Source organism: Promicromonospora sp. AC04 (assembly GCF_003058225.1).
In the GTDB taxonomy this organism is placed as follows: Bacteria; Actinomycetota; Actinomycetes; order Actinomycetales; family Cellulomonadaceae; genus Promicromonospora.
The window spans coordinates 1-13671 of record NZ_QBUG01000006.1; the positions used below are offsets into that span (position 1 = coordinate 1).

Consider the following 13671-nt stretch of genomic DNA (forward strand, 5'->3'; position numbering starts at 1 on the left):
TCGTCCGGCACTAGGCGCACGAGTGTCTCGTCACGCACGAACGCCTCACCCGGACCGCCCTGCTGCGCGAGTCCGTCGTCCAGGAACGCACCGGCCGCGGGCCCGCTGCCCGTACCGCCGTCGAGCTGTCCTTCACGCATACCAGCACGCTCCTCTCTCACGTCTCTCTCACGTCGTAAAGTCTATGGAGCCGTCCCATTGCTGCGGACACTTGTTTGATCCTATGGCGAGCCACCCACACCCGCCTGCGCTTCTGCCAGCCGCGTAAGAACCCCGCTCCAGGGTGCGTCGGCTGGTATCGGCAGCATCACCCGTGACCCGTGCGACTGCCGATAGGGTCGGGCGTTTCCGGCCCGGCCCGTCGTCGTGCGGGCGCCAGACCCTGCGAAAGGAAACCCCCGTGCCAGTGCCCCGCCATGCGAGCCGAAACCTCGTGCTGCGGCCCTCGTTCGAGCCGGCCGAAGTCAGAGCCTTTGCCGACGACAGCGGGTGGGCCTTCTTCGCGGAGGTCGACGCCGACCCGGAGCGCGGCATCTTCTACGAGGTGCGCTGGGACACCGCGGACGGCGGGACCGTCCACTACATCGTCGACGAGGTGGTGGATGCCATCTACATGGTGGCGCGGCATGACGACCCGTCGATCGCCGAACAGGTGGCCGATCGCATCGCCGCCGCATTGCCGCTCTGGACACTGGACGAACTGCTGAACGACTTCGATGTGCACGTCTACCCGGCTGGGTGGGCGAAGGCCCTGCTACGCCTGGGCGCTGGGGCGCCGAAGCAGGCCGACGACGAAGTGGTCATGCGGGTCAAGGAGTCCATCGGCCACACGAACGCGCAGGTCCGCGCGGCCGCCGTCTGGGCCATGGTCTACACGGAGTGGCCGGTCTTCCGGGACGTTCTCGCCGACATGGCCGAGACGGACGCCGACCCGGACGTCGCGGCGGAGGCAGCCAAGGCCGTGAGGGAGTTCGACCGCGTGGCGAGCTCGGCGAGCTGACGGGTCAGGTGTGCAGGCCACCCGGGCGGCCTGCACACCTGACACGAAACTGGGTCTGACAGGGCTCAGGGCTCACGGCCTGACCGTGACCCCGACGGCGTTCCCCGGGCCGTCCCGGAACGTGAGCACCGCACCCGTCGTCGGCTCGGTCCAGGACGTGCCCGGCGCGAAGGGGGCGTCGTCGAGACCGTCCGCCGAGCCCGGCGTCGAGTCCACCACCCGGACCGGGCCCTCGCCCGACCGCACGGACGTGTCGACCGTGTAGACCAGCGCGCCGCTCGCGCCGATGGCCTCGTCGTAGCCGACGGGCTGCCGGTTCTCGACGACCACCGCGCGGGTGGCCGAGATCGGGTACACCAGCATCGTGTCCTGCCACGACGGCGCGTTTCCGGATCCCGCCACCGGCCCCAGCCGCGCGGTGGTGGCCCGCCGCGGGTCGGCGCAGACCACCTGGGCGTCGTCGAGCCAGCCGAGCTGCCAGCGGTGCCAGGCGAAGTACTCCGGCCCCGAGCCCGAGATGAGGCCCATCAGGTCCCAGCCGCCGACCGCCGCATGCCAGTTGCCGGGATCCGACGGCGGCGCCTCGAACAGGTAGAGGTCGGGCAGGCCGAGCGTGTGCCCCGACTCGTGGGCCAGGACGAGCCCGCCCCAGCGCCACTGGTCGTAGCCGAACGTGACGGCGTGCGTGAGGTGGTTGTCGTCCGCCGTGACGTCCAGGAAGTTCGTCGTCGGCGAGTAGGTGATGTTCGGCGCCTCCTTCGTGGCCGTCACCCAGACGACGTCGACGTCGGAGAAGTCGAACGTGGCGTCGGCGGCCGCTATGGCGTCGCCGATGTACCGCACGTGGTCCTCGTAGCTCAGCCCGCGCTCGAACGGGTACGACGTCGAGGGCTCGGGCATCCGGACCCAGCCGTCCGACGACGTCGTGGTGACGTCGAGCCGTCCACCCGAGACTCGCTCCAGGTACTCGACCCCCGACGCGAGGTTGGTCTCCGCCTCGTCGAGCGAGCCGACGGCGGCCGGGTGGTCCTCGAAGTCCACGAAGAGCAGCGCCGCCTTGAGCGTGCCGACCGCCGGGAGCGCCTGGTCGTCGACCGGGAACCCGGAGCCGAGGCCGTCGACGGCGGCGGGGAGCCGGCAGGTTGCCGCGGGTGGTGCCCCGGCGGGGGTGGCCCCGGTAGGGGCGGCCGCGACAGAGGTGGCCCCGGTAGGGGTGGCCGCGACAGGGGTGGCTGCGAGAGAGGTGGCTGCGAGAGGGGCGGCCGCGACAGGGGTGGCTGCGAGAGAGGTGGCTGCGAGAGGGGCGGCCCCGACAGAGGTGGCCCCGAGAGAGGTGGCCCCGAGAGAGACTTCGGACAGGTCGGTCGAGGCGCTCGCGGGAACCACGCCGAGGGCGAGGACCGTCGCGGCCACGGCCGCGACCGGCAGGGCGAAGGACGGCAGGGCGAAAGACGGTCGGGCAAGGGGCGGTCGGGTGGCTCGCTTCTGGTGCATGAGGTTCCAACTCCTTCGTTGTCGTGCTCGTGCGTGCTGCCCGGCGAACACGCCGGCGGGTCAGTCGGCGGGCGGGAGGACGAGGGTCCTCACGGGCTCCTCGTTGCCCGCCCGGTCGGTCGCGGCGAACTCGATGACCTGGGGCTCGTCGCCCAGCGCCCGGGTGAACGGCTCGCCGAAGGTGGCCCAGAACGTGTCCGGTCCCTTCCACCGGATGCTGTCCACGCCGGAGACGTCGTCGACGGCGGTGAGGTTGATCTCGACGCCGCGCGGGCCGAGGCGGCGGGCCGTGACCGTGGTCCGGGGCGGCTTGGTGTCGACGCTCACCTCGCGCACGACGCGGCGCTCGCGGCCCGCGCCGTCGACGGCGCGGGCGGTGACGGTGTGCACGCCGTCGCCCAGCACGAGCGGCGCGGGTCCGGCCGGAGCCCACGACGCGTCGCCGACCCGGATCTCGACGTGTGCCTCGCCGGCGTCGGCCCGGGCGGTGACGGTGAGCTCGGCGGGCCGGTGGTACCAGCCGGTGACGCTGGGCGCCGTGGCCGGGACGATCTCGATCCGCGGCGCGGACCCGGCGTGGGCGGCGGTGGGCGCCCTGGACAGGAGCGCGGCCTCGGCCGCGCGGGAGGCCTCGGGATCCTGGTCCGCATCGCGGCCGACGCCGGAGCGCGCGGCCGCCACCAGGACCCGCCGTGCCTCGTCGGCGCTGAGCAGCCCGACGTCCACGAACTCGTGCGTGGTGCTCAGCACCGTCCGGAGGAATTCGGCCCGGGACGCGAAGCCGCCGTCGGACCACAGGACGTCGAGGAACGTGCGGCCGTCCTCGCGCGCCGGGTTCGGCACGCCGGAGTCGGACTCGGCCTCGGAGCCGGTCCCAAGGTCGGCCCCGGAACCGGCCCGGACGTCGGCCCCAGGACCAACCCCGGCGAACGCGATCCGCGCATCCGCCCGCCGCAGGTACATGTGGTACCGCGCGTCGGACCCGGACCACGCCGGCTCCAGGACGAGGTCGCCCAGCCGCCACGTCCCGCCGTCGGCCCGGGTCAGCGGGACGTCGAGCGTCCCGTCGAGGCGCCGCCAGGTCGCCGCGGCGATCGGCAGCCAGGTGGTGGCGGCGCTGCGGGCGAGCAGGACGGTCGGCCCGAGCTCCAGGCTGACCACCGACGTGTCGTCGGGCGCCGGGACCTCGCGCAGCGTCAGCGGCATGCTGATCTCGACCACCGTGCCCGGGCGCCAGAAACGCCGTATCGAGACGTAGTGTCCCGGGACCGCGTGCAGGGCCTGCGCCTCGCCGTCGACGGTCACGGTGAAGGCTGCCGTCGACCCGCCCGAGCCCATGACCCAGCCGGGCACCCGCAGCCGGAGCTCGAGCTCGCCGGCGGCGTCGACCCGGATCCTGCTCGTGCCCTCCAGGGGGTAGGAAGTCTCCTGGACGAGGCGGACGTCCTCCTCGGCCCAGCGCAGGGTCGAGGCCACGTAGAGGTTGACCCAGACCGTGCGGCCGGCGCCCCGGCGGGACCGGAAGTAGACGGAGTCCTGGTACTTGACGTGGTTCTCCAGCCCGGTGCCGCCGCAGCAGGTGCCGACGTTGTCGTACTCGCGCAGCGCCCCTGGGTGGACGGGGAACATGTACGTCACCTCGGGCGAGTCGTCGGAGTCGGCGTCGCGCCGCGACCCCAGGACCTGGTTGGTGACGGCCCGCTCGTAGTAGTCGGCGTAGCGCGCGTCGCCCGTGCGCTCGAACAGGGCGCGGGCGATCTTGAGCATGTTGTAGGTCACGCACGTCTCGGCGTTCCGGTTGCCGATGTCACCCGCGACCGCGCCCGGCGGCCCCCAGAGCTCGTTCTCGCCCGAGCCGCCATGGGCGAAGGTGCGGCCGGGGACGAGCATGTCCCAGATGTTGCTGACGGCGTCCAGGTACGACGTCTCGCCCGTGAGGTCGTGCAGCGCGAGGTAGCCCAGGAGCGTCGCGGCGTGCTGGTTGGCGTGCATGCCGTCGAGCGCGTCCCGGCCCGACGCCGCGGCGTCGAGCAGCGAGCCCAGGTCGAACAGGCGGGCGGTCTCCACGAACTGCTTGTCGCCGGTCAGCATCGCGAGGTCGCACAGGACCTCGTTCATGCCCCCGGTCTCGCCGGCGATGTACAGGGACCACATGTCAGTGCGCTGGTCCGCGGGCAGGGCCGAGAGCCGGCCGTGCACCCAGCGCCCCATCTCCGCGGCGACCTCCAGCGCGGCCTGCGATCCCGCGTGCCGGTGCGCGTCGAGCAGCCCGGCCATGATCTTGTGGCACGTGTAGTACGGCGCCCAGATCTCGCCGTACGGGGCCAGGCCCTCCAGGCGGGAGAACTGCCACTCGCCGTACGCCGCGAGGAACCCGGGATGGCTGTAGCGGCCCGACGCCGCCAGCGCCTCCTGGACCTCCCGCAGCCCCTCGACCATATCGTCGACCTTGGCCCGCAGTGCGGCGTCGCCCGTCCCGGCGTAGGCCATGGCCAGCATGGACAGGAAGTGGCCCGCGTAGTGGCCGCGCAGGAGGTTGGCCGTGGGGGCGGCCTCGCGGCCGGGGTAGTCGTCGGGACCCCACGCGTCCTCGTCCGGGTGGCCGAAGTCCTCCCAGCCGCCGGGCGGCAGGGCGCCGCGCGTGTCCAGGCCGGCATTCGCGCGGAAGACGGCGAGGACCCGGTCCACCGGGTAGACCCGCGCCAGGTGCAGCAGCTGGTCCCGGGCCCGCGTGAAGATGCCGTCGTGCAGCTCGACGGCGGAGAGCGGGAACGGCTCGGCGACGGCGTCGGACATCACCGGGCGTCACCGATCCGCTCCTTCGTCCAGCGCTCGATGCCGGCGGCGTCGATCGGCAGCGCGTCCGAGAGTACCTCGGCGCCGTCGGGCGTGACCAGGAGGTCGTCCTCCAGGCGGACGCCGATGCCGCGCAGCTCGGGCGGCACGGTCTCGTCGTGCGCGTGGAAGTAGAGGCCGGGCTCGACGGTCATGACGACGCCCGGCTCCAGGGGAGCAGCCTGGTAGGTGGGGTAGTCCGAGTGGGCGCAGTCGTGCACGTCCAGACCGAGGTGATGGCCGATGCCGCAGACCAGCCAGCGCCGGTGCTGCTGACCCCCGGGCGACAGCGCCTCGTCGACCGAGACGTCCAGGAGCCCCCAGTCGTGCAGCCCCTGGGCGATGACCTCCATGGAGGCGTAGTGGAAGTCGAGGTACTCGACGCCCGGGCGGATCTGCGCCATGCCGGCGCGGTGCGCCTTCTCGACGAGGTCGTGCACCTGGCGCTGCACCGCGCTGAAGGCGCCCGACGGCGGGATCGTCCGGGTCACGTCCGCGGTGTACAGGGAGTTGGCCTCGACGCCCATGTCCAGCAGCAGCGGCACGTCGGGCAGCACAGGGCCGTCGCAGCGCACCCAGTGCAGGGTCGGGGCGTGCGGTCCGGAGCCGACGATGGTCGAGTACCCCGGCCCGTTGCCGAACGTGCGGGCGTGCCGGTCGAACGTCCCCTGCAGCCAGCGCTCGCCCAGCCCGCCGATGGCGCGCGGCAGCTCGCCGGCAACCGCCTCGAACCCGGTCACCGTGTGGTCGACCGCCTCGCGCAGCTGGGTGATCTCCCAGTCGTCCTTGATCATGCGCAGGTCCGACAGCGCGCGGGCGAGGTCCTCCGACGGCTTCAGGCCGAACCGGCGCACGGTCTCGTCGTCGACCGACGGCGCGGCGAGCGCTCCGTCCAGCCTGGCGAGGACGCCGTCGAGCGCGGACAGCGGCTCGACGGCGATGTCAAACGCCTCCGCCCAGTCCCCCAGGTCGGGCGACGGCCCGACCCAGAGCTCGCCGTACGCCGCGTTCCCGAAGAACGCGCTGTCGCCCGGCTTGGCCGGCGGCGGCAGGTAGAGCGTGGCGTCGTGGCCGCCGTCGCTCGCCCGCAGGACGAGCACGCCGGCCTCGGCCTGCACCCCCGTGAGCCACACGAAGTCGCTGTCCGCGCGGAACCCGTACTGGACGTCGCCGTTGCGCAGGGCGGCGTGCCCCGCGCTCACCACGGCATCGACGGCCCCGATGCGCTCGGACAGCCGACGGCGGTGCGCGGCCGCGGCGGCCGGCCCACCGGGCGGCACGGGCACGACGACGTCGGGCGCGCCCCACCCGCGGGACATGTGGGCGTTGAACGCGTCGCTCTCGACCAGCCGGGGGGCACGCGTCCCGGCGTACGGGGGACGCTCCCGGTTGGTGTCTGGGCTGGTGGACGGGGTGGTGTGCGAGCTCATCTCTCTCCTCCTCGGTCGCGGACCAGCTCACGGAGGCGCTCCAGCACGCGCCCGTCGCCGATCCCGTCGTGCTCGTACTCGTTGGTGACCCATGCCTGGGACGACCCGACCCGCGAGAGCGTGTCGAGCTGCAGACCGGAGTCGACGAACATGTCGTCGTGGTAGACCACCGCGGCGACCGGCACCTCGTTGGCGGCCAGGCGGTCCAGGTCGTACAGCGGCGACCAGTCCTGGCGCGCCGCCAGCTCGTGCACGGCAGGTGCGAACGGCCGCAGGAGCCGCACCTCCTCGAACATCCAGGGGAACGCCATCTCGCCGGTGAACAGCAGCGGCCGTCGGGCCGGGTCGAACTCCGGACGGCGGTCCCGCTCCGCCTGCGCCGCCCAACCCGTCGGGCCGTTGGCGCCGTGGCCGTAGATCGACTCCTGCAGCGTCCAGAACAGCGGGCCGTCCGCCTGCGACGTGCGCACCATCGCCTCCTGCAGGAACCCGGCCGACAGCCGGCCGGCCCGCACGAACGCCTTCTCGACGAACCAGTGCATCCGCTCTGTGCCCGGCTTCATGCCCAGGTCGATCCCCATGGACTGGAACCGGCGGACGGTCAGCACGTCGCCGTCGGGCAGCCGGACGTCGCCCTCGGCGAGCCGGTCGGCGATCGTTGCGACCGCCTCGACGTCGGCCGGGTAGCGCCGGTAGAACTCGGCGGTGCGACCGGCGACCCGGCCGAACGTCCTGCGGTAGACCTCCGCGGCGTCCGGCGGCGTGCCCGGCACACCCCCGGCGATGTAGCAGGCGCGGAGCGCCTCGGGCGCCACGGACAGGTAGGTGAGGGTGATCCAGCCGCCGAAGCTCTGCGCGAGTGTCGTCCACGGCCGCCCGCCGTACACCCGCGCCCGGACGTCCTCCAGGTCCGCGACCAGCGAGTCGGCCCGGAAGCACGCCAGCAGGTCCGCGCCCTCGCGGGCGCCGAGCCCGGCCAGCACCTCGCCGTCCAGCGGGCTGCTGCCGCCCGTGCCGCGCTGGTCGACCAGCACCACGCGGTAGTCGCGCAGCGCCACGTCCAGCCAGCCGTCCCGGCGCAGCGGCCGCGGGTTCGCGCCGCCCGGGCCGCCCTGCAGGTACACCAGCAGCGGCAGGTCGTCGTCGTCCCGCGTCGGGTCGACCAGCTCGCGGACCAGCAGCTCCACCTCGCCCGGCAGCCGGCCCGAACGGTCCAGCGGCACCGCGACACGGCGCTCGCGGACGCCGATTCCCGGCAGCAGGTACGTGGTCCAGGGGCTGGGTTCGATGCCCGCGGCCGTGCTCGTTGCCGTGCTCGTCACCGGGCTCATGCCGGAGCCCCCGCCGAGCGGGCGGCGTTGGCTCGGCGCTGCCGTTCCCACTCGGGACGGATGCGCGGCACGGCGTCGAGCAGCTTGCGGGTGTACTCGTGGCGGGGCGCGCCGAAGACGCTGTCCCGGTCGCCCTCCTCGACGATCTGTCCCTGCGTCATCACGGCGACCCGGGTGGCGATCTGCCGCACCACCGCCAGGTCGTGCGCGATGAACAGGTACGTCAGGCCCTCCTCGCGCTGCAGGTCGCGCAGCAGGTTGATCACCTGCGCCTGGACCGACACGTCCAGCGCCGAGACCGCCTCGTCGCACACCACGACGCGCGGCCCGACCGCCAGCGCCCGGGCGATCCCGATGCGCTGCGCCTGCCCGCCGGAGAACTGCGCCGGGTACTTCTGCGAGTGGTCCGGGTCCAGCCCGACCCGCTCCATGAGCGACCGGGTGAAGGCGCGGGCGCCGCCCGGGACGGTCCGCTGCTGGTAGGTCAGGGGAGCGGTGACTATCCGCTCCACCGTGTGTCGCGGGTTGAGCGAGGAGAACGGGTCCTGGAAGACGACCTGCACCTCGCTGCGGAATCTCCGCAGCTCGGAGCGCCCCAGCCCGGTGACGTCCTCGCCGTCGAGCTCGACGGTGCCCGAGGTGACGTCCAGCAGGCGTGCGGCGAGCCGCGCCGTCGTCGACTTGCCCGAGCCGGACTCGCCCACCAGGGCGAGCGTCTCGCCCGCGCGGATCTCGAAGCTCACGTCGTCCACTGCCCGGAACGTGGCCGGACGGCGCAGCAGGCCGCCCGTGCCCATGATGGGGAACTCCTTGACGAGGTTGGTGGCTCTCAGGAGCGGCTCGCTCATGCCGGACCTCCGTTCGTGGGGACGACCTGGTCGGGGACGACGGCGGACCCCGGCGTCACCGCGCGCAGCTCGCCGATCTCGTCGTCGATGCGGGGGACGGCGTCGAGCAGCGCCCGGGTGTACGGGTGCTGGGGCCGGGTGAAGATCCGCTCGACCGGGCCGCGCTCGACGCACACGCCGTCCTTCATGACGACTATGTGGTCGGTGATCTCGCTGACCACCGCCAGGTCGTGCGTGATCAGGACGAGGCCGGTGCCGGTCTCGCGCCGGATCTCCTGCAGCAGGTCGAGGATCTGTGCCTGCACCGTCACGTCGAGCGCGGTGGTGGGCTCGTCGGCGATCAGCAGCTCGGGTTCGGTGCTCAGCGCCATGGCGATCATGACGCGCTGGCGCATGCCGCCCGAGAACTGGTGCGGGTAGTGGTTCACCCGCCGCGCGGCGTCGCGGATGTGCACCCGCTCCAGCGCCTCGACCGCCACCCGCCGCGCCTCGCGGCGGGTCACGCCGGGCCGGTGGGCGCGGTACGCCTCCTCGATCTGGAGCCCGACCGTGTAGTAGGGGTTCAGGGACGACAGCGGGTCCTGGAAGACCATGGCCACGCGGTCGCCGCGCACGCGGCGCAGGTCCGGCTCGGACATGCCGACGAGCTCGCGCCCGAGCAGCCGCACGCTGCCCGTGCGCCGCGCGGCCCTGGGCTGCAGGCCCATGATCGCCAGGCTGGTCATCGACTTGCCCGAGCCGGACTCGCCGACGATGCCGAGCGCCCCGCCGGGCTCCAGGTCCAGGTCCAGCGACCGGACGGCGTCGAGCGGGCCGCGCGGCGTCTGGAAGGTGACCGTCAGGTCGCGCACCTCGAGCAGCGCGTCGGACGTCGTCGCGGTCATGCGTTCACCCGCACTCTCGGGTCGATGGTGGTGTACACGACGTCGACCACTATGTTGCCGACGACCACGAGGAAACCCGCGAGCAGGGTGACGCCCATGATCACCGGCTGGTCGTTGCGGGCGATCGAGTCGGCGGCCATCTTGCCGACGCCGTTGATCCCGAAGACCGTCTCGGTGATGAGCGCCCCGCCGAGCAGGCCGGCGAAGTCCATGCCGAAGATCGTCACGACCGGCGTCAGGGCCGGCCGCAGCGCGTGCCGCCGCCAGACGAGGGACGGTGGCAGGCCCTTCGCGAAGGCGGTCCGCACGTAGTTCTCGCGCAGGACGTCGAGCACGTTGGCGCGGGTGAGCCGCGTGTAGGCGGCCGCGTACCCGATCGCGAGGACCATCCACGGCATGACGAAGTTGAGGAACCACTGCACCGGGTCGTCCGCGAACGGGACCGCCTGGGGGAAGGGGAGCCACTGGAGCTTGACGACCAGCACGTACTGCAGCACGAGGGCGAGCACGTAGTTGGGGATCGACATGCTCGTCAGGGTCAGGCCGGTGATGAACCGGTCGGCGAACGTGCCCTCCTTGACCGCGCTGAGCAGGCCGCCGGCCAGACCGGCGAGCAGCCACAGGACGGCGGCGCCGACGGCGACGGTCGCGGAGACCGGGAGCCGCTGCACGATCATGTCCCACACCGCCTGGCTGGACTGGAACGAGTAGCCGAGGCAGGGCGCGGCGCAGTCGACCGCGCTGACGCCCTCGCCGTAGGTGCGGCCGGCGAAGATCCCGACGACGAACTGGACGAACTGGGTCCAGAACGGCTGGTCCAGCCCGAGGTTCCCGCGGATCTGGTCGATCAGCTCGGGCGTGCAGTTCTTGCCGCAGATCTGCACGGCCGGGTCCGGCGAGAGCGCGAAGAACACCAGGTACGTGAACAGGCACACCAGCAGCAGCACGCCGAGGCCCGACGTCACGCGGGAGAGCAGGAACCGGGGCATCAGCGACCCTCCTGGGCGTCGACGACGGCGCGCAGACGGTCACCGAGCACGGTGAACGAGAGCACGAGCAGGAACAGGCACACGCCGGGCACCACGAAGTACGCGGGGTCGACGGCGTACCACTTCACGGAGGCGGAGATCATCTGCCCCCAGCTCGGCGCGGGCGGGACGACGCCGACGCCGAGGAACGACAGCCCGGCCTCGGTGCCGATGTAGCCGGGCACCGCGAGCGTGGACATCACGATGATGGTCGAGCGCAGGTTGGGCAGGATCTCGCGGAACACGATGCGGGTGCCGCTCGCACCGGCGGCCCGGGCCGCCTCGACGAACTCCCGCTGCGCGAGCGACATGGTCTGCCCGCGGACGATGCGCGCCAGGTAGGGCCACCCGAAGACCGAGATCACGACGACGAGCAGCGCCGACCGGTTGCCCGCCGGCAGGGCGGAGAGCACGGCGATCATGAAGATGAGCGCCGGGAAGGCCATGAGGAAGTCCATGACCCGCGAGATGACGAGGTCCACCCGCCCGCCGAAGTAGCCGGCCATGAGCCCGAGCGACACGCCCAGCACCGTCGTCAGCAGGGTGGCGGACAGTGCGATGCTCATGGACACCCGCGCGCCGTAGACGATGCGGGCGAAGATGTCCCGGCCGCTACCGGGCTCGACGCCGAACCAGTGCTCGGCGCTGACGCCGCCCCACGGGCCGATCGGCATGCCGCCGAGGTTGGGGTCGATCGCCGTCTGGTCGAACTCGTACGGGGTCCAGCCGCTGATCGAGGTGAGCACCGGCGCGAGGATCGCGACGAGCGTGACGAGGACTATGTAGCCGAGGCCGAGCATCGCGCCGACGTCGTGGCGCAGTGCCTGCCAGGTCCCGCCGGCACCCGACCGGAGGGCGCCGGCGGCTGCTGCCGCCGGCGCCTCGGGGGTGTCGTCGGTCCCGGCCTCGACGGGCTGCGCCGTCGTGAGGTCAGTCGGGAAGGACGTCATGGATCAGCCCTTCTCAGGGTCCTTGAGACCGACACCGACGTAGTCGATGCCACCGGTCGCGGCGTTCGCCGAGGAGTACAGCCCGGCCACGTTCTCGCCAGGCAGCAGGACGGTCTTGGCGACCATGAGCGGGACGACCGGGGCCAGCTCGAGGATCTGCTCGTCGAGGTCACCCCACTGCTCGTTCGCGGCGTCGCTGTCCGTCATCGCCCCGATCTCGTCGATCCGCTTGTTGATCTCCGGGTCGTTGATCTGGGCGAGGTTGCCGTTGCCCTTCTCGTAGATGTTGCGGCCGTCGAACAGCGGCGGGAGGAAGGTCGCCGCCGACGAGGCCCAGTCGGGGCACCAGCCGGTGATGGCGGCGTCGTGCTGCTGCGACGGGGTGCCGATGGTCTCGTAGTAGGTGGAGGTGTCGATCAGGTTGAGCTCGACGGTGATCCCGACCCGCTCGAGCGCCTGCTGCACCGCCTCGCCCTGGGCCTGCATGGACTCCTGCGAGCGGATGTCGAGCGTCAGGGTGAACCCGTCGGCCAGGCCTGCCTCGTCGAGCAGCTTCTTGGCGGCCTCGACGTCGCCCGTCCCGTCCTGCGACGGGTACAGGTCGAAGTCCTTGTGGCCCGCGACCGACGTCGGCAGGATCGTCGTGGCCGGGGCGCCGAGCTGCGTGCCGCCGCTCGCGTTCACGATGGTCGTGCGGTCGATGGCGTAGCTGATCGCCTGCCGCACGCGGACGTCGTCGAGATGCTCCTTCGTGGTGTTCAGGCCCATGTACGTGGTGCAGATCCCGGGGAACTCCAGGACGCGTTCCTTGAGCTGGGGCGTCTGCAGGCGGGGGAGCGTGGCCGGCTGGATGTTGCCGGAGATCGCGTTGACGTCGGCCCCCTGCCCGGCGATGAGGCGCTCGTCGATGGTGGCCGGGTCGAGGCCGATGGTGAACTCCCAGCCGTCCGGCTTGGCGGCCCGCACGTCGTCGGTCTCGGGGTCCCAGTTCTCGTTGCGCTCGAGCTTGATCGTGCTGCCCGGCACGTACTCGGCCAGCTTGTACGGGCCCGACGCGATGATCTTGTGGATGAACTCGTCACCCGCGCCGCTGTCCACGGGGAACGGCGTCGCGTTCACCTGGGAGAGCACGGCGTCGAACTCGGGGAACGGCTTGATGAGGTGGAAGACGATGGTCTTGTCGTCGGGCGTCTCGATCGTCGGCAGGTCGCCGGTCTTGTACGGGCCCTCGTAGCCCTCAGGGGCGTCGATGACCTGCTTGAGGTACGGCGAGCCGATGCCGATCTCGGGGTCCCACGCCCGGGAGATGCCGAACTTGACCTCGGCCGACGTGATTGGGTCGCCGTTGTCGAACTTGATCCCGTCCTTGAGCGTGTAGGTCCAGGTCAGGCCGTCGTCGGACGCCTCGCCGAGGCTCTCGGCGAGGTCCGGGACGATCTCGGTGGGGTCCTCGGACGAGCCGGGCGCCGACGTGGTGAGCTGGCGGTAGACCAGCCGGTAGAAGTTGTTCACCCCGCCGTCCCAGCCGCGGGCCGGGTCGAGGTACGAGAAGTCGGCGTTCTGCAGCACGTGGACGGTGCCACCCTCGGCGGGCTCGGCGGTGAACCCACCGCCCCCTGAGGAGTCGTCCTGGGCGCCGCCGCAGGCGGCGAGCGCGAGTGTCGTGGCGACAGCGATGGCTGCTGTCACAAGAGGTTGGTGCTTCACGATGTGGCCTCTCGGTCGGTGACGCGGGGTGCGTCGGGGGGTCGTACAGGTCTGGCCCCGGCGCGGCCGCGGTCGTCGTCGACTCGTCCCCGCCTTCGATATGTGATGCGTGATATGTTACTGATCGAGAACAACGGTGTCGATGGGGTGAATGTAAACGTCAA

At 72.1% G+C, this 13671-nt stretch carries 10 protein-coding genes; 1 reads left to right on the forward strand and 9 read right to left on the reverse strand.

Features of this window, described 5'->3' with window-relative positions; genetic code table 11:
- Nucleotides 1-400 precede the first annotated feature (400 nt).
- Nucleotides 401-1000 carry a HEAT repeat domain-containing protein gene (locus C8K30_RS16305; protein ID WP_146197506.1) on the forward strand — a complete coding sequence of 200 codons (600 nt, stop codon included), beginning with the start codon at nt 401-403 and terminating at the stop codon, nt 998-1000.
- A 72-nt stretch (nt 1001-1072) separates the two neighbouring features.
- Here the strand turns inward: C8K30_RS16305 and C8K30_RS16310 are convergent, their stop codons facing one another.
- From C8K30_RS16310 to C8K30_RS16350, 9 genes are read right to left on the reverse strand one after another with little or no spacing between them, the layout of a single operon-like run.
- Nucleotides 1073-2494, reverse strand: coding sequence for a M6 family metalloprotease domain-containing protein (locus C8K30_RS16310; RefSeq protein WP_108493984.1), 1422 nt, complete (start codon nt 2492-2494; stop codon nt 1073-1075).
- Nucleotides 2495-2554: 60 nt separating this feature from the next.
- Entirely contained in the window at nt 2555-5290 is a 2736-nt protein-coding gene (locus tag C8K30_RS16315) for a beta-L-arabinofuranosidase domain-containing protein (RefSeq protein ID WP_108493985.1), read from the reverse strand.
- Nucleotides 5290-6759 (reverse strand): aminopeptidase P family protein, encoded by a 1470-nt coding sequence (locus tag C8K30_RS16320; protein WP_108493986.1) that lies wholly within the window; start codon nt 6757-6759, stop codon nt 5290-5292. The genes C8K30_RS16315 and C8K30_RS16320 overlap by 1 nt, the downstream gene beginning before the upstream one ends.
- A complete protein-coding gene (locus tag C8K30_RS16325) occupies nt 6756-8090 on the reverse strand; it encodes an alpha/beta fold hydrolase (RefSeq protein ID WP_233257216.1) in 1335 nt (444 codons plus the stop codon). Before C8K30_RS16325 ends, C8K30_RS16320 begins: the two co-directional genes overlap by 4 nt.
- Nucleotides 8087-8938, reverse strand: coding sequence for an ABC transporter ATP-binding protein (locus tag C8K30_RS16330; RefSeq protein WP_108493987.1), 852 nt, complete (start codon nt 8936-8938; stop codon nt 8087-8089). Before C8K30_RS16330 ends, C8K30_RS16325 begins: the two co-directional genes overlap by 4 nt.
- A complete protein-coding gene (locus tag C8K30_RS16335) occupies nt 8935-9822 on the reverse strand; it encodes an ABC transporter ATP-binding protein (protein WP_108493988.1) in 888 nt (295 codons plus the stop codon). Before C8K30_RS16335 ends, C8K30_RS16330 begins: the two co-directional genes overlap by 4 nt.
- Entirely contained in the window at nt 9819-10811 is a 993-nt protein-coding gene (locus C8K30_RS16340) for an ABC transporter permease (RefSeq protein ID WP_108493989.1), read from the reverse strand. The genes C8K30_RS16335 and C8K30_RS16340 overlap by 4 nt, the downstream gene beginning before the upstream one ends.
- Nucleotides 10811-11800, reverse strand: coding sequence for an ABC transporter permease (locus C8K30_RS16345; RefSeq protein WP_108493990.1), 990 nt, complete (start codon nt 11798-11800; stop codon nt 10811-10813). The genes C8K30_RS16340 and C8K30_RS16345 overlap by 1 nt, the downstream gene beginning before the upstream one ends.
- A 3-nt stretch (nt 11801-11803) precedes the next feature.
- Nucleotides 11804-13489: an ABC transporter substrate-binding protein gene (locus C8K30_RS16350; RefSeq protein WP_233257217.1), complete on the reverse strand. Its 1686-nt coding sequence runs from the start codon at nt 13487-13489 to the stop codon at nt 11804-11806.
- Between the last annotated feature and the right edge of the window lie 182 nt (nt 13490-13671).

Excerpts from the sequence above, each read along its gene's own strand:
- C8K30_RS16310 (WP_108493984.1), bottom strand. The coding sequence starts at position 2,494 with ATGCACCAGAAGCGAGCCACCCGACCGCCCCTTGCCCGACCGTCTTTC.
- C8K30_RS16325 (WP_233257216.1), bottom strand. The coding sequence starts at position 8,090 with ATGAGCCCGGTGACGAGCACGGCAACGAGCACGGCCGCGGGCATCGAA.
- C8K30_RS16320 (WP_108493986.1), bottom strand. The coding sequence starts at position 6,759 with ATGAGCTCGCACACCACCCCGTCCACCAGCCCAGACACCAACCGGGAG.
- C8K30_RS16335 (WP_108493988.1), bottom strand. The coding sequence starts at position 9,822 with ATGACCGCGACGACGTCCGACGCGCTGCTCGAGGTGCGCGACCTGACG.
- C8K30_RS16315 (WP_108493985.1), bottom strand. The coding sequence starts at position 5,290 with ATGTCCGACGCCGTCGCCGAGCCGTTCCCGCTCTCCGCCGTCGAGCTG.
- C8K30_RS16345 (WP_108493990.1), bottom strand. The coding sequence starts at position 11,800 with ATGACGTCCTTCCCGACTGACCTCACGACGGCGCAGCCCGTCGAGGCC.
- C8K30_RS16340 (WP_108493989.1), bottom strand. The coding sequence starts at position 10,811 with ATGCCCCGGTTCCTGCTCTCCCGCGTGACGTCGGGCCTCGGCGTGCTG.
- C8K30_RS16330 (WP_108493987.1), bottom strand. The coding sequence starts at position 8,938 with ATGAGCGAGCCGCTCCTGAGAGCCACCAACCTCGTCAAGGAGTTCCCC.